Raw genomic sequence first — 15,668 nt, forward strand, 5'->3', positions numbered from 1 at the left:
ACAAACAAACCTCTGTGACGATGGCATATCTCATGGGGACTTTGTATCTAATAGGGAATATTTATCAGAAGGAGTGCGCAGGTGAAACTCACTGTACTGATTATCGGCTGTGGCGATATCGGCATTACCCTGGGGCGCGAGCTTCTAGACGAAGGGCACCGCGTGATCGGGGTGCGCCGCCAGACCGATCGGTTGCAGGATACCGGTATCGAACCCCTGGCGCTTGATCTCCAAAGTCTTGAAGGTGCCAACGGCTCGGTACTGCCTCAGGCGGACTACGTGATCTACACCGTCAGCGCCGACCGTTTCGAAGAGAGCGCCTACCAAAGCGCTTATCCCGACGGGCTGAAGCGCGTATTGAGCGTGATGGAGCAGCACGATACACCGCCCCGACGCATCTTCTTTGTCTCCTCGACCAGCGTCTACGGCCAGCAAGAAGGCGAGGTTGTCAATGAGGTCAGCCCGACGGAGTCGACCAGCTTCTCCGGTAACCTGATGTGCGAGGCCGAGCAGACCCTTCTCAATCACCCGCTGCCCGGCACGGTGGTGCGCTTTTCGGGCATCTACGGCCCTGGCCGTGACCGGCTGATCCATCAGGTGAAGGAAGGCCGCATGGCGGCGATAACGCCGGCCATCTACTCCAACCGTATCCATCGGGACGACTGCACCGGCATACTGGCACACCTGATTCACTGCCAGGAAAGCGGCAAGCCGTTGGCCGAACTTTACCTTGGCAGCGACTCCGAGCCCGCCACCATGTACAACGTCATGATGTGGCTGGCCAAGGAGCTGAAGGTGGAAGCGACGGAAACCATGCAGTCGCCGCTGCGTCGCCGCGCCAGCAAGCGCTGCGACAATGGTCGTATTCGCGAGACGGGCTACGAATTCCGCTACCCAAGCTTTCGCGAAGGCTACGCCCAGATACTCAAGGAAGGCGGCTTTCTAAAACTGCAGAACGCCTGATCGGCGCGAGTCAGACAAGAAGAGCGAGCCCAGGGCTCGCTCTTCTTGTTTATGCAGACAGGTGATACGCAGGTCAGTCGCCAATCACCATGACGGCTTCGGCTTCGACCTGGCTGCCCTTGGGAAGCGCCTTGACGCCTACCGCGGCGCGGGCGGGAAACGGCGCGGTGAAGAACTCCTCCATCACGCGGTTGACGGTGGCGAAGTTGTCCAGGTCGACTAGATACAGGTTGAGCTTGACGATATCGGCAAGCGACCCGGCGGCTTCTTCACATACCGCCTGCAGATTGGTGAACACCTGACGGGTCTGCGCTTCGATGTCGCCTGACACGATCTCCATGGACTCAGGGTCCAGCGGGATCTGGCCGGAGAGGTACACCGTATTGCCCGCCTTGATCGCCTGGGAATAGGGGCCGATGGCGGCCGGCGCCTTTTCGGTGTTGATGACGGCTTTGTTACTCATAGACATGCTGCTCCTGTAATCAAAAAAATCGTGCCCGCTCCCAAAGCATTGCCAAAGGTTCTGGCATGTACTCGCAGGACAGGCTTAATTGGCTATTCGAGTTATTTTACTGACGTTGGGCAGGTTGCGGATACGCTTGATGATGCGGGCCAGATGAACGCGCCCTTTCACCGAGAGCGTCAGATTCACGGTGGACAGTCGTGCATCGCGCTCCTCGATACCGATACGCTCGATATTGGCGTCGGCATCGGTCACGAGCCCGGCAAGCTCGGCCACCAGGCCGCGGCGGCTTTCGATCTCGATACGCAGCGCCACCGGGAAGTCCTCGTCGATACTGTCCGACCACTCCAGGGTAAACAACTTTTCCGGGTCGTTTCGAAGATCCGACAGGTTCTTGCACTCGCTGCGATGAACGACGATGCCTTTGCCCACCGACAGATGACCCACCACCGGGTCGCCGGGAAGCGGATGACAGCAGCGGGCAAAGCTCAGCACCATGCCTTCGCTGCCGCTGATGACCACGGCTTTATCGCTGTTTTCCAGGCGGCTTTGTTCATAGCTTGCGCCATGGGCCACATCCGCCAGCCGTCGCGCGGCCACATGAGCCATCCGGTTACCCAGGCCCAGGGACTCCAGCAGTGCGTCCAGCGACGCCACGTCCAGTTCCTTGAATGCCCGGGTAAAGACGCTTTCGTCCAGCTCTTCAAGGCTCGTCTCGAACGAGGCCAGGGCCTTGTTGAGAAGGCGCCGCCCCAGCATGATCGCCTCGGACTGCTGCTGATGCTTCAAGGCGTGGCGAATGGCCGAACGCGCCTTGGCGGTAGAGACGAAATTGAGCCAGGACAGGTTGGGCCGCGCCCCCGGGGCGGTGATGATTTCCAGGGTCTGGCCGCTTTCCAGGCGCGTGGAGAGCGGCGCGAGGTGGCGGTCGATACGACAGGCGATACAGTTGTTGCCGATATCGGTATGCACACTGTAAGCGAAGTCGATCACCGTGGCGCCCTGGGGCAGCTCCATGATGTCGCCCTTGGGCGTGAAGACGTAGATATCGTCGGGGAACAGGTCGTTCTTGACGTGCTCGATGAACTCCAGCGAATCACCGGCGTGACGCTGCATTTCCAGAAGGCCTTTGACCCAGGCCCGGGCTCGGGCGTGGCTGCCTTCCGCAATCGGGTGGGTGGTCTGGCCCGCCTTGTAGAGCCAGTGGGCGGCGATGCCGTTGTTCGCCATGGCTTCCATTTCGCGGGTGCGGATCTGCACCTCGATGGGCATTCCGCGCTGGCCGAACAGCGTGGTATGCAGGCTTTGATAGCCGTTGGCCTTGGGGATCGCGATGTAGTCCTTGAAACGCCCGGGCACCGGCTTGTAGAGGTTGTGCACCACGCCCAGGATACGATAGCAGCTGGCCACGTCATCGGTGATGATGCGAAAGCCGAACACGTCCATGATCTCGGCGAAGGGCTTGCGCTGGTCGCGCATCTTCTTGTAGATCGACAGAAGATGCTTTTGCCGACCGATCACCGTCCCTTTGAGGTCTTCGTCATCCAGGCTTTGCTGAATCGACGACTGGATCTCGCGCATCGCGCTACGCCGGTTGCCCCGGGCGCTGGCCACTGCCCGCTTGATGCGCTCGGCCCGCATGGGATGAATCGCCTGGAAGGAGAGATCCTCAAGCTCGATGCGAATGGTGTTAATGCCCAGACGCCCGGCCACGCGGGCGTAGATTTCCAGCGTCTCCCGGGCAATGCGGCGCTTCTTGTCCGGGCGCAGCGCCCCGAGGGTTCGCATGTTGTGCAGACGATCGGCCAGCTTGACGATGATGACGCGGATATCCCGCGACATCGCCAGCACCATCTTCTGGAAGTTCTCCGCCTGGGCGACGGCCTTGTCTTCGAAGGTAATCTGGGTGAGCTTGGACACTCCATCCACCAGCTCCGCCACCGGGTGGCCGAACTGCTCCCCCAGAGCACTCTTGGAGACGCCGGTATCCTCGATGACATCGTGCAACATGGCGGCCATCAGGCTTTGATGGTCCATGTGCATGTTGGCCAGAATATTGGCCACCGCCAGCGGATGGGTTACATAGGGCTCGCCGGAGCGGCGACGTTGGCCATCGTGGGCCTGCTCGGCATAGTAAAAGGCGCGTTTGACCTGCTGGATCTCATCCGAGGGTAGATAGCCACCAAGCCGGTCGGCCAGGTCATCGATGGTGAACATTTACCGCGCCCCTGGTCGCTTCAGACTTAGTCGTCGATCTGGGCGCTGGGCGCCGCAGGACGCTGGCGCACCGGCGCCTCGACGGGCTCGTCCAGAACGGTATGGTCGACAAGGCCGGCGGCGATTTCACGCAGCGCCATCACCGTGGGCTTGTCGTTTTCCCAGGCAAGCTGAGCATCGCGGGAGCCGCGGGCGAGCTGGCGGGCACGCTGGGTGGAAATCATCACCAGCTTGAAGCGGTTTTCAACATTTTCGAGACAATCTTCAACGGTTACGCGCGCCATGGGGGCATTCCTTTCATAACAACGCCGGGCCAGCAGTGTTAAAAACGGCCGCCGACCCAGCAAGAATTGGTAATAGGACCTGATAGATTACTCGACGCCAGGCGCCTGTGACAAGAGCGCTTTAAGCAGCGGCGCATGGCGCTTTTGCATGGCCTCACGGGTCAGCCGCTGGCTGATGACCAGCGACTGAAGCTCTGAAAGCGCGGTGGTAAAATCATCGTTCACCACCAGGTAGTCGTATTCGTCGAAATGCGACATCTCGTTGACCGCATCGCGCATACGCCGCTCGATCACGGCGTGCTCGTCGGTGCCGCGACTGGCCAGGCGCCTTTCCAGCTCGGCCCGCGATGGCGGCAGAATGAAGATCGAGACGGCATCCGCCATCTGCGTTCGTACCTGCTGGGCGCCCTGCCAGTCGATTTCCAGAATCACGTCCTGCCCGGCGGCCAGCAACGTCTGCACGGCTTGACGCGAGGTGCCGTAATAGTTATCAAAAACCCTGGCATGCTCGAAAAAGTCGCCACGCTCGATCATCGCTTCAAACGCCTGTGCCGGACAGAAGTGGTAATTTATCCCCTCCACTTCCCCTTCACGCCGGGCCCGCGTTGTGTGCGATACCGACACCTGAATGCCGTCCACGCTCTCGATCAGCTCGCGAACCAAGCTGGTTTTGCCAGCACCCGACGGCGCCGAAATGATAAACAGCGTACCCTGGGACATGAAACGCTTCCCTAGTTGAAGACAAGTTAAGAGTGGGCGATATGGCATACAGACACGAAAACAGGCTCGCGCCCTGCACTAAAGGCGGGCAGTATCGCATACCTGCGACGCGGTCTGTAGTAAAAGCCATTCGGTGAAACCAAACCGTCAAGGAGAGCGGCATGCGGGGTACGATCTTTATTCTAGCGCTCATTGCGCTGGGGGTGGCGCTGCAAAAAGGACTCATCGAAGTCCCCCGACAGTGGGCGCCCTGGGCACCACTGCATATTGATGACCCGATCACGCCGGTCACCCAGTTAAAGCTCAAGCGCCTGGAAAGCGACCGGGCCGGATGCCTGGCGGCGCTGGATACCGTCCCCACCGGTGAGCTTGATTATACGCCCGTGGCGGACTACTCGCCCACCGCCAGCTGCCCGCTTTCCAATATCGTGCGCATGAACTCAAGCAGCGTCAGTTTCAATCGAAGCTTTGTGGCCACCTGCCCCATGGCGCTTGCCTGGGTGATGTTTGAACGTCACGAACTTCAGCCCGCCGCCCAACAGATCATGGGCAGCCGCGTAAGCCAGGTGGATCACGTGGGCAGCTTTGCGTGTCGTAATATCTATCATCGGGAAAACGGGCGGCGCAGCGAACACGCAACCGCAGAGGCTTTCGACGTGACGGGGTTTCGATTCGACAATGGCCAACGCATTACGCTGATCAACCACTGGGATAACGAGGGGGAAACAGGAGAGTTCTTGAGGGCGGCGCGAGACGGCGCCTGCAAGACCTTTGGTAACGTCATAGGGCCCGATTACAACGCCGCGCATGCCGATCACTTTCATATGGGCATGCGCGGTTTCAGGCTTTGTCGCTAGGTGCTGACGCTCAGCGGCGCTTATTCCAGGTTGATATCGTCTTCATCGGTCAAGGCGCCGGCCGCGGCACCCGCACCCGCGCCCAGAATGGCGCCACCACCGACGCTGCCGCCCGTGGCTGCCGCTGTACCGGCGCCCGCTGCGGCACCCAGGCCCGCGCCGCTGGTAGCACGCTCACCCGTGGTCGAGCCGCAACCGGCCAGCGTCAGGGTCAAAGCTGTAATAGCGCCAAGCGTTACGATACGGGTCGTTTTCAAGAACTGAGTATGCATGGGTCACCTCCATATGGTTTGCACCTATATACCCTAGGTACGATCAGCCGTTTTTGCCACTATTATCACTTAAACGTTTCACTGACCCTTTCGTTATCCGGCTCTGGCCAGCGGGTAGGTGCGCTTTTCAAGCCAGCGTCCGTAAACGAAGATAGCCAGGCCACACAGCGCAAGCCCGGTGCCGACAAAGCCGGTGCTCGACGGGGTCAGGCCAGCGCTGATGGCAAGGCCGGCAAGCCAGGCGCCCAGCGCGTTGGCCCCGTTGAAGGCGGCGTGGTTGAGCGAGGCCGCCATGGTCTGGGCGTCTCCTGCCACATCCATCAAGCGCGTCTGCAGTGACGGCGCCAGCGCCATGCTGGTCCCCACCAGGCCCACGAACAAAAGCCCCGTCCAGACACTGTTCGCCGCAAAATAATAAAGCCCCTGAATGACCGCGCACCAGACCAGGATACGGGGAATGGCGCGCATCAGGTTCTTGTCGGCCATGCGCCCGCCCACCAGGTTGCCGATAATCGAGCCGATACCGAAAATGACCAGCACCAGCGGTCCCAGCGCCTCACGCATGCCGGCCTGCTCGGTCAGTGTGGGCATCACATAGCTGAAGATCGAGAACATGCCGCCGCAGCCTACGCAGGCAATGGCCACCGTCACCAGCACCCGCTGCTTGATCAGCGCCGAGAGCTCTTTCATCGGGCTTGCCAGGGCATCGAATGGCTGAACGGGCACGTGGATACGAATCATCAGCGCCGTTAGAAGTGCAATCACCCCCACGCCAGCAAAGGCGATCTGCCAGCCAAACAGGTTACCGGCCCAGGTGCCCAGTGGCGCACCTATCAAGATGGCCGTGGTAAGCCCCAGCATCACCCTGGAAACTGCCCTGGCCCGCTGGTCGATAGGCACCGCCCCCGCGGCCACCAGGGCCGCCACGCCGAAGTAGGCGCCATGGGGTAGCCCGGCCAGGAAACGCAGCCCCACGAAGGACCAGAACCCGGGCGCCATGGCGCTGGCGATATTGCCCGCCGCAAACACCAGCATCAGCACGATCAGAAGCGCGCGCCTGGGTACGCGTGCAGCCAGGGCTGAAATGATCGGCGCGCCTACCACCACGCCCAGGGCGTAGCTGCTGATGGCATAACCCACCTGGGGCACCGAAATGGCCAGATCCTCCGCCACCCGGTTCATCAACCCCATGATGACGAACTCGGTGGTGCCAATACCAAATCCCCCCAGCGCTAACGCAAATTCGGCCAGGCGTGGGTTACGCGCCTGGCCCGCGGAAGACTCTTGCAAATCATGCTCCTCAGGCGCCGGGCGCCCGCTTGTAAATCGGCTTGGATGCGATAAATGATCGCAAAGTTAGACGAAAGTATAAATACACACCGCGAAAAGCCAGCGGACAAAACAGTTTTTCCCCGCCGTTTTCCTGCTACGTTGTCGTCAACCCCATGATAATAGCGCCAACCTAGTGAGCTTTTATGACACCGGATACCATTACCCAGGCAATGGCTGAGCTTACCAGGGCCGACGCCGACATTGCCCGCGCCCTGCCCCACATAGGCGCGCCGCCCTCCCGCCAGCGCGACAAGGGCTTTGCCACCTTCTTTTCGACGATTGTCAGCCAGCAGATTTCCACCGAGGCCGCCCGCGCCATCATGGGCCGCGTGAACACGCTACTGCCGGAACTACACGCCAAGGCGGTGCTGGAGGCAGAAGGCCAGGCGCTGCGCGATGCCGGGCTCTCCTGGCGCAAGGTCGAGTACGCCAAGGGCCTGGCCGAGGCGGAGCTTGCCGGCACCTTCAGCGCCGACGGCCTGGAACACTTGAGCGATGAAGACGTGATTACCGCCATCACCACGCTCAGAGGCTTTGGCCGCTGGAGCGCCGAGATCTATCTGATGTTTTCGCTCAAGCGCCCGGATGTCTTCCCCGCGGATGACCTGGCCCTGCGCGTGGCACTTGGCCGGCTGAAAAGAATGGAGGACAAGCCCACGCCCAAGCAGGCGCGCCAGATGGTGGAACACTGGACGCCCTGGCGCAGCGTGGGCTCGCTCTTTCTATGGCACTATTACCGCGGCGAGCCGCTTTAAGCGTTCAGCCCGCCGAACTTGCCCGCCTGGTAATCCTCGACCGCCTGAACAATCTCGTCGCGGGTGGTCATCACGAAGGGGCCGTGGGAGTAGACCGGCTCGTCGATCACCTCGCCATGACCCAACACCAGCCGCGCCTCAGTAGACGCCTCGATCTCGAGGGTGTCGCCGTCGCGGTCCACCTCGATCAGGTGGTGGGCCTTGACCGGCTCGCCGCCTACCGTGACCTCCCCGCTCACCACGTACAAAAACACCTGCCGCCCAGACGCCACGGGCAGCTGTTCGTGCGCGCCGGCGGGCAGATTCAGCGTCGACATGAACACACCGGTCAATGTCTCGATGGGCCCGGCCTGCGCTTTCCACTGCCCGGCGATCAGGTTCAGCTCACCGCCGCCGGAAAGCTTGATGGCCGGAATCGATTCCTGCTGCAGGCCCACGTAGCGCGGCTCGCTCATCTTCAAACGTGACGGCAGGTTGACCCACAGCTGAAGAATCTCCAGCGGGCCGCCTTCGCGCAGAAACTCCGGCGGGGAGATCTCGGCATGCACGATACCGCTGCCCGCGGTCATCCACTGCACGCCCCCCTCGCGAATCACGCTTTGATGATCCGCGCTGTCAGCGTGGGCAAGCGAGCCTTCCAGAATGAAGGTAACCGTCTCGAACCCCCGGTGCGGGTGCGGGCCAAAGGGCAGCCCCTGGTTATTCGCCGGATAGGTCTGCGGGCCGTGGTGGTTCAGAAACAGAAACGGGTCGAGCTGATCGAGACCCGGCCCCGGCAGCGGTCGCCGGGTGGTCAGATCGCCGATATCGTCGCGGTGGGCCGGGTGCTGGGTGATGACGCGGCGTACGGATGAAGTCGTCGCTGATGACATGATGTACTCCTTTCAAGGTGGCCTTCAGCTTAAAACCTGGGCCGAGCAATGTTGAGCGAATAATTTTCCCGGCTTGATTGAAGGAAATCGGTAGAAGCGCTTGCCCGGGTTTTTCTAGAATGCCGTCACCACCGTTACGCCCGCCCCCTCGAACTTGTCCATGTTCATCAACGCATCGAGGGATTGCTCAAGGGTAATGCGCCGGCCAATCAGCCGCTCGGGGGCGAGCTTGCCGGACTCGATCATTGCCAGCATGTCGGCGTAGCGGTGGGCCTGCATGCCGTGGCTACCCAGTATCTCCAGCTCGTTGGCAATCACTTGGCTCATGGGAATCATTGGGGTGCTGTGATCCGCCAGCATCAGCCCCACCTGCACGTGCTTGCCGCGCTTGCGCAGATTGCTGATGGAGTTGAAGCAGGTGGTCGGGTGGCCCAGCGCATCCAGCGAGACGTGGGCGCCGCCGCGGGTGATGTGCGTTACCGCCTCGACCACATCCGCCACCTTTGCAGCATTCACCGTGGCCACCGCACCCAGCTGCCGGGCCAAGTTCAGCGCGTCTTCAGAGATATCCACCGCCACCACGTTGGCGCCGACGGCATTGGCGATCATCACTGCCGAGAGCCCCACGCCGCCGCAGCCGTGAACGGCCACCCATTGCCCCGCTGCCGCTTGGCCCTGATCCACCACTGCCCGAAAGGATGTCACGAACCGGCAGCCCAGGCTCGCCGCCGTGGCAAAATCGAGGGTTTCCGGCAGCGCCACCAGGTTCACATCGGCGTAATGAATGCCCACGTACTCGGCAAAGGAGCCCCAGTGGGTAAAGCCCGGCTGGAACTGGCGGTCACACACCTGTTGGTGGCCGGCGTTACACTCCGGGCAGGTACCGCAGCCGCCCACGAAAGGCACCGCTACCCGGTCACCGACCCGCCACTTCGTCACGTCCTTGCCCACCGTCTCGACGATGCCGGCCAGTTCGTGACCGGGCACGTGGGGAAGCACGACATCCGGGTCGTGCCCCATCCAGGCATGCCAGTCGCTGCGGCATACGCCGTTGGCCATCACCTTCACCACCACTCCGTGGGGTTCGGGTGTTGGATCAGGCACCTGCTGGAGGGACGGCGGGGTACAAAAGTTTTCGAAAACAACGGCTTTCATGGGTGGATCCTGCGCAGTTTCAAGTGAATTTACTATACCCAACCGCACTGGAAATTACTTTTACGAGATGAAGGCGACGAACCGCCTGAGACCGGGAAGGCTTCTGACGCTGCCCCCCAAACCTCAGCAGTTTTTTAATGAGGTGGCCAGCGGCGTATTACGTTAATAATTGAATCGATTTTGAATTCCTCTATTTAATCAACGCACCCCCGCCCGGTAGCTATCCGGCTCAAGCCAGAGCTGCTGCCGCAGATCGCCTTTTAGGCAAAATAGCTTCGGCCCCTTGCGAAAATTGAACAGCCGAAACAGGTGGTAGTGATCAGAATGAGCACGCGAGCAGTCGAGTTCGTTAGGCGTGATAAAAAACGCACTTTCTTTGGCAAACGCCGTAGTCTTGACTTCAATCAGTCGGTCGCGTCCATCGGGTTCAAACGAGAGAATATCGAATCCCAGCCCATCGCCTTGGGTAATTGCCACGTGCTCGACTCGTTCGGCAAGCTTTTCTTGCCCGGCTTGGAGCAAGCGGTGCTGCTCGAAACGTATCACTAAGTGTTCGCCCGCAAGCCCCAGCTCGCGGTTGCGGGTTTCCCGGGCCAGGTAGTCGCGTTTTTGTGGCAGACGAACCGAATAATCAGCGTGGGATTCGCGAACGCCCCTTTGCGGCGGCGTTGTTCTAGGAGGTTCGACAATAATGCGCTCGTCTAGGGTTCCAGCAGTATCGACCACGGGGAGGTCAGCGGCCAAGCGCGCTGCGCGATCGACGAGTTCGTTTCTCAGCAATAGTTCCTCAACGACTTCGACCAGACTTTGCTGATAGTTGCTGCGCGGCTTGTAGCCATCCACATAGGGGCAGTTAGCATCGCGCAACACCGCGCTGATATTGGCGTGCTTGAATTCGATAGCGCCAGCCGAGCGGCCATCGAGCCGTGTCGTGAGTGCTCGATTGAGTTCGCGCTTGTTATAGCTTTGCCCGCTCAGTTCCGCCACCAGCATCTGCCGGTAGGTGAGAACGGTCGCCTCGACCTCGCTTGTACTCCAGGGTGTCGCCCGACTCATATTCTTCACTCAATATTCTGAATCTGAATATTGATTAAATTTTGAATATTCAACAATTACAATAGTTTTTATATTTTTTTGTTTTGACAAATGTGTTTACTACCCATATCACTACCCGTCCAGCAAAGATACATATTAGTCGGTCTCGTTAGAGGGGATAGGGCCCAAAGTGATTGTGGCAGTGTAGCTGTTACCGAAGACCGATGAGAGGCAGTTCAATTGGCCGGTTCCGTCCCGGAAGGGGAGCATGTAGATTGCGCAAACGAATCTGTTGGAAATCGAACGCTTTGAGGCTTTTACAAGCTACGCTTCAGAGTCCGGATCATCTTCTCGCCACATGCTTATACGTCCCGCGGTATTGAGACCCTTCTCCCAATTGCGGTTTGTCCAGTAGTGTCCGTCCAGAAACGGCTGACTTCCATTAGATTTTTTTAGCTTGAGACTAGCAGCTCCCTGATGGTTACTGCTGTCTGTTTCTTTGGCTTCTGGAGTGTCATTCCAATAGATATAGTGCAGAGAGATGTCGCCATCCTCTAAATTGCGCAGGATGCGAACAGCTTTGGTTTTAGACTCTGAGTACTTGCTGTCTGATGTCAGTTTCACTCGCAAGGTAAAAAGTCGCACTTTGATATTGACGTCAGCAAGTGTTGGGTTATTTGTGCCGACCGGTAGACCATGTGTCGTTGCAATCGTTGGCCAGTTGCTAGTGAGCTTGGCGCGCCACTTCCCATCCAAGTGGGGCAATATATTTGGTAATAGCTTCTGAACCCATTTCCAGCTTGCTATCCAAGGAACAACTGGAAGTGTCTCGCCTAGGAGTGACAATAGGGTTATAACAATCGTAATACTCCGTAATCCGATAGAAATATAGTCCCAAGCATCAACCGGTTTTGAGGCAAGACACCACCCTCCGAATACGAGAAGCGCCAGCACGGCAGTAATCCACGCGAGCGCTTTCCAGCCCATTACTTGATACATGCCCCCACCCCTTGTTTCGTTAAATAACTAAGCGTAGCTTAATGTTAAACACTAGGTTCTAAAAGGGGGTCAACGCATGGCTGTCAATGCCCATCGTTCTTTCAACGGTTCACACGAGCATGCCTATCTCCACCAGTTGAAGGTTCCTGATGAAACGATAGATGAGATGCGCGAGGCTCGTGATAGCATTCGCCAGACATTGCGTGCTTCTTTCCGCGAGTGGAGCCGAAATTTAAGCCAAGAGGGAAACGATAGTGATTTAGTCGTCAACTCTGCTGTAGGCCAAGGACCTTTTGTTGGAACGCCGAAGTTTCGGATGCAAGGTAGCCAATCGTACTACACGGCTAACGATCCCGCTCATAAGCCACCACAACAGGTCGATCTGGATGATGGGATGTTTCTGCCTGTTTCATTTCTTGATCAAGGCGGCAAAACGCATCCAGTTCTTGTGAGCGCAGCTTACTTTAAGGTTGTTGAGAGGACACTAGAGCCGCTGTGTAAAGCTAACGGCTGGAAGTTAGTAACAGATCGTGCATCGTGTGTTCGTGTTGAACTTAACAACGAATGCCACGTCGACATCGCGCTTTATGCAGTTCCCGATCAAGAATTTCAGACCCTGATTGAGAAGTCAGAGCATGCTCGAAGCGAGATGAGTGCTAATAATGCACTCGACCGCCTCGAGATTCTCGACGAAGCTTACGCTAGGCTCAGATCAGACCAAATGATGCTTGCTCATCGCAAGAATGGCTGGATGCCGTCAGATCCAAGGAAGCTGGAGGACTGGTTCAAAGGAGCAGTCGAGGAATTTGGTTATCAGGTTCGATACGTCTCACGCTACCTCAAAGGCTGGCGAGACGAGGAATGGGAAAGTTCGCGCCTATCATCGATTGCTTTAATGTCTGCGGCGGTGACGGTGTTTAGGGAGAATGGTGCACATGCTTTTGATGGCAGGGATGATCTTGCCTTGCTCGCTGTTGCCAAACGTTTACCGGATATTTTAGGAGATCGCATTCCTAACCCACGGGTGGATGGGGTTTACCTCGATGATGGTTGGTCATCTGAAGAGCGTGCTCAGTTCATTGAAGGCGCACGCGGCTTGGTAGCTGCACTCACAGACGCCCTAGAAAACTCAATGTCGGCAAATTTTACTATCGAACGTCTGCAAAGCCGCCTTGGCGACCGACTACCCAGCGATAGATCGTTGGTGGTTATTGAGAAAAGTAATGCGTCAGAAGCGCCTTCGGCCTCCGCAGTTGTAGGGCTTTTTAAGGACGAAGACGCCGATGCTCGACCAGCAGTGCAAACGGGCGGTGATGAGCGTTACGGGTAATATCAGAACTGTCGAGGAGCTGCGGCTCGAAGCACTGAGGGAGCTCCATAGGTTCCTTTCAGAGCTTGGTGGCTACACTCTACCAGCAGAGATAATTTCAGGGTTTGCTCGCCGCCAATATACGCATGGCTGGCAGCTGAAACTAGGCGATGGGCCGAACCACAAGATTAAGGTTATGGCAGATTCGCATTTTCCGTTCGACCCCATATCTGTATTCGCCGATCCAAGCCTCTATCGATTCATCCCCCACGTCGAACGTGATGGATTCGTTTGTACCCTGCCAGGGCAAGCTACTATCGATACAGGCCAAACTACAGCGGTCGCGCGAGATGTATTGCAGCGGGCTTACCGGATTCTCGCGACAACTTCATCGAGCATGCGTGTTCGGAACGATTTTGTTACTGAGTTCCTCTCTTACTGGGAAGGAACAATCAATGGTCGTACCGTCCTTTCCCTTCTAACACCCGGCGGTGAAGTACGTACGATCGTCGTTTGGCGCGGTGAGCGCTTTATACTGATTGCAGAGGATGAAAAAGCAGCTACACGCTGGCTTCGGTTCAGCTATGGGGACTCGAAGCTCATCCGAGCGCAGCGATTCAAGTTTGAAAATGGGCTCTACATTCCGCTATCGGCGCCACCCACTCCAAAGAATTATCCTCTGACTCCTGATAAGGCATTACGATTAGCCGACGTGGAAGGCGAGGCCAAAGGAAAAGCGATAAGGAAAGCGATCGACGGTCACATAGCGTCTTTTTTGGTCATGTTCTCCGGCCATACCACAAACGGGCCAGCCTTCTTCGCGATCGACGTTCGAGTTCCTAAACCAGAAAATCGAGGCCCTTACATAGCTCCAGTCGACCGGTTGATCAGAGGGTTTCGCTTCAAAAAAATTGAAGAGCCCCTCCCTGCAAAGAGTATTCGCCCAAGGCGGTCAATCGAGTGTCGCCGTGTTCGGCGCATTGATCCGTCTTGGGTCCATGGACGCGATGCCATTACAAGCATTCCGCATTTGCGTGAGCCTCATGTAGTTCTTATTGGCTGTGGTTCTCTTGGTTCATCTGTCGCTACTCAGATTGCACAGTGCGGTGTAGGGCAAATTACACTGGTTGACCCTGACCTTATGGTAGCAGCCAATGCTGGTCGGCACGGACTAGGTCTCGATGCGCTTTACCGGAACAAGGCGAGCGCGCTGCGCGAACATTTGCTTGCGCGATTCCCTCACTCAATTGCGATCGAGCGGCATGAGAAGCGCTGGGAGGATGTTACATGGGCTGGCGGTAACGTTTTTGCGGAAGCTGATGTTGTTGTCTCTTCGATCGGGGATTGGCGAACTGAAGAAGCACTGAACATGGAATGGATCAGCAGCGGTCGTTCAAGTCTTTTTATCGCTGGTTGGACAGAACCGTTTGCAGGAGCAGGGCACGCGGTTATTCTCGATCAACAATCTGGATGCTTGGCTTGCCATCTGAGTGCGTTCGGTGTTCCCGACTTTCGCGTTACACAGTGGCCTGAGCTTGGGACAGTAAGGCAAGAGCCTGCCTGTGCTGCAATGTTTCAACCATATGGACCCATTGAGCTCGGCCATATCCAGTCCCTTGTTTCACAAGCCGTCGTTGATGCTATCACTGGATCGGTAACGGATGAGCAACGTCATCGAATCTGGTGTGGTCAAAAAAGGCTCGTTTCTGCCAACGGAGGAGTATGGACGAACAGATGGGCTTCTGCCTATCCCGGTCGTGATGAAGGAGGGTTCCTGACGGCGCGGACTTGGGAGCCTAACCGACGGTGCAAGCACTGCGGGTCGACAATATGAGCCTTCGCTACACTCTACCGCACAGCGACGAAACGATACTGTTCCCTAGGCAAACTCTGTTGCATCTAGAGCGCTATCAGCAGCGATTTCGATGGCAACCAGAAGCTGGTGGCCCGCTATTCGTACGCACATTCGGGAAAGAACATGTAGTCGAGAAGGCGGGCGGGCCGTTCGCTCTAGACCACAGATATCGTTTCGGCTTTATCCCACATCATCCATCTGCACAGGCTTGTATCGACGAACAGAGACAGCTAGGCCGTCATTATGTTGGGAGTTGGCATACTCATCCTGAGCTTACGCCTCGACCGTCGAAGGTAGACCTCCAAACCATGAGCGAGCTATTTCAGCGCTCAACGCATTCGCTGAATGCTTTTGTCTTCGTGATAGTGGGGACTGGAAAGCTAACATCATCACTATATACCTGCCTTTGGACAGGCGATGCAGTTCTACCTCTTTCATAGGCAGGTACTGAGCATGCCCGTGATTCGCAACGGCCAGTTTCCAATAAGAACAATCGTTTCTTTAAAACTTGCAATGATAGTAGTTTTTAAAGGATATCGTTCGACATCTCGTAGGTATCGTGTTGAGGAAATGCCATGAC

16 protein-coding genes are annotated in these 15,668 nt (G+C 57.6%); 6 read left to right on the plus strand and 10 right to left on the minus strand.

Annotated features, from left to right (window positions below):
- Positions 1 to 81: 81 nt before the first annotated feature.
- Positions 82 to 963, plus strand: coding sequence for an SDR family oxidoreductase (locus ACWF8S_RS17140; RefSeq protein ID WP_447554680.1), 882 nt, complete (start codon positions 82 to 84; stop codon positions 961 to 963).
- 73 nt (positions 964 to 1,036) lie between these two features.
- On the opposite strand, the gene ACWF8S_RS17145 is transcribed toward ACWF8S_RS17140, so the two are convergent.
- From ACWF8S_RS17145 to gmk, 4 genes are all read right to left on the minus strand, one after another.
- The gene (locus ACWF8S_RS17145; protein ID WP_447554681.1) at positions 1,037 to 1,426 is read right to left on the minus strand and encodes a RidA family protein; all 390 of its coding nucleotides are present in this window, start codon (positions 1,424 to 1,426) and stop codon (positions 1,037 to 1,039) included.
- Between the two features lie 84 nt (positions 1,427 to 1,510).
- Positions 1,511 to 3,643: a RelA/SpoT family protein gene (locus tag ACWF8S_RS17150; RefSeq protein ID WP_447554682.1), complete on the minus strand. Its 2,133-nt coding sequence runs from the start codon at positions 3,641 to 3,643 to the stop codon at positions 1,511 to 1,513.
- 26 nt (positions 3,644 to 3,669) lie between these two features.
- On the minus strand, positions 3,670 to 3,927 hold the full coding sequence (rpoZ, locus tag ACWF8S_RS17155; protein WP_447554683.1) for a DNA-directed RNA polymerase subunit omega: 258 nt from the start codon (positions 3,925 to 3,927) through the stop codon (positions 3,670 to 3,672).
- Positions 3,928 to 4,014: 87 nt separating this feature from the next.
- Positions 4,015 to 4,647 carry a guanylate kinase gene (gmk, locus tag ACWF8S_RS17160; RefSeq protein ID WP_447554684.1) on the minus strand — a complete coding sequence of 211 codons (633 nt, stop codon included), beginning with the start codon at positions 4,645 to 4,647 and terminating at the stop codon, positions 4,015 to 4,017.
- A gap of 161 nt (positions 4,648 to 4,808) precedes the next feature.
- On the opposite strand from gmk, the gene ACWF8S_RS17165 reads away from it, so the two are divergent.
- Positions 4,809 to 5,504, plus strand: a complete 696-nt coding sequence (locus ACWF8S_RS17165) for an extensin-like domain-containing protein (RefSeq protein WP_447554685.1) — start codon at positions 4,809 to 4,811, stop codon at positions 5,502 to 5,504.
- Between the two features lie 20 nt (positions 5,505 to 5,524).
- Here the strand turns inward: ACWF8S_RS17165 and ACWF8S_RS17170 are convergent, their stop codons facing one another.
- Positions 5,525 to 5,776 (minus strand): hypothetical protein, encoded by a 252-nt coding sequence (locus ACWF8S_RS17170; protein WP_447554686.1) that lies wholly within the window; start codon positions 5,774 to 5,776, stop codon positions 5,525 to 5,527.
- A gap of 93 nt (positions 5,777 to 5,869) precedes the next feature.
- The gene (locus ACWF8S_RS17175; protein ID WP_447554687.1) at positions 5,870 to 7,066 is read right to left on the minus strand and encodes an MFS transporter; all 1,197 of its coding nucleotides are present in this window, start codon (positions 7,064 to 7,066) and stop codon (positions 5,870 to 5,872) included.
- Between the two features lie 185 nt (positions 7,067 to 7,251).
- On the opposite strand from ACWF8S_RS17175, the gene ACWF8S_RS17180 reads away from it, so the two are divergent.
- Positions 7,252 to 7,863 (plus strand): DNA-3-methyladenine glycosylase family protein, encoded by a 612-nt coding sequence (locus ACWF8S_RS17180; RefSeq protein WP_447554688.1) that lies wholly within the window; start codon positions 7,252 to 7,254, stop codon positions 7,861 to 7,863.
- Here ACWF8S_RS17180 and ACWF8S_RS17185 read toward each other — a convergent pair.
- From ACWF8S_RS17185 to ACWF8S_RS17200, 4 genes are all read right to left on the minus strand, one after another.
- The gene (locus ACWF8S_RS17185; RefSeq protein ID WP_447554689.1) at positions 7,860 to 8,735 is read right to left on the minus strand and encodes a pirin family protein; all 876 of its coding nucleotides are present in this window, start codon (positions 8,733 to 8,735) and stop codon (positions 7,860 to 7,862) included. The two genes, ACWF8S_RS17180 and ACWF8S_RS17185, sit on opposite strands and share 4 nt — an antisense overlap.
- Before the next feature lie 114 nt (positions 8,736 to 8,849).
- Positions 8,850 to 9,890: a zinc-dependent alcohol dehydrogenase family protein gene (locus ACWF8S_RS17190; protein ID WP_447554690.1), complete on the minus strand. Its 1,041-nt coding sequence runs from the start codon at positions 9,888 to 9,890 to the stop codon at positions 8,850 to 8,852.
- A gap of 198 nt (positions 9,891 to 10,088) precedes the next feature.
- Positions 10,089 to 10,946, minus strand: coding sequence for a DUF3883 domain-containing protein (locus ACWF8S_RS17195; protein ID WP_447554691.1), 858 nt, complete (start codon positions 10,944 to 10,946; stop codon positions 10,089 to 10,091).
- 303 nt (positions 10,947 to 11,249) lie between these two features.
- A complete protein-coding gene (locus ACWF8S_RS17200) occupies positions 11,250 to 11,924 on the minus strand; it encodes a Cap15 family cyclic dinucleotide receptor domain-containing protein (RefSeq protein WP_447554692.1) in 675 nt (224 codons plus the stop codon).
- Positions 11,925 to 12,000: 76 nt separating this feature from the next.
- Between ACWF8S_RS17200 and ACWF8S_RS17205 the strand changes: the two genes are divergently transcribed.
- Genes ACWF8S_RS17205 through ACWF8S_RS17215 form a run of 3 tightly spaced genes read left to right on the plus strand, consistent with a single transcriptional unit; the run spans position 12,001 to position 15,528 of the window.
- Complete coding sequence (locus tag ACWF8S_RS17205) at positions 12,001 to 13,254, plus strand: CBASS cGAMP synthase (RefSeq protein ID WP_447554693.1); 1,254 nt, start codon at positions 12,001 to 12,003, stop codon at positions 13,252 to 13,254.
- The gene (locus tag ACWF8S_RS17210) at positions 13,208 to 15,067 is read left to right on the plus strand and encodes a ThiF family adenylyltransferase (protein ID WP_447554694.1); all 1,860 of its coding nucleotides are present in this window, start codon (positions 13,208 to 13,210) and stop codon (positions 15,065 to 15,067) included. Before ACWF8S_RS17205 ends, ACWF8S_RS17210 begins: the two co-directional genes overlap by 47 nt.
- Entirely contained in the window at positions 15,064 to 15,528 is a 465-nt protein-coding gene (locus ACWF8S_RS17215) for a Mov34/MPN/PAD-1 family protein (protein ID WP_447554695.1), read from the plus strand. The genes ACWF8S_RS17210 and ACWF8S_RS17215 overlap by 4 nt, the downstream gene beginning before the upstream one ends.
- Positions 15,529 to 15,668: the final 140 nt, after the last annotated feature.

Source organism: Vreelandella xerophytica (assembly GCF_968048975.1).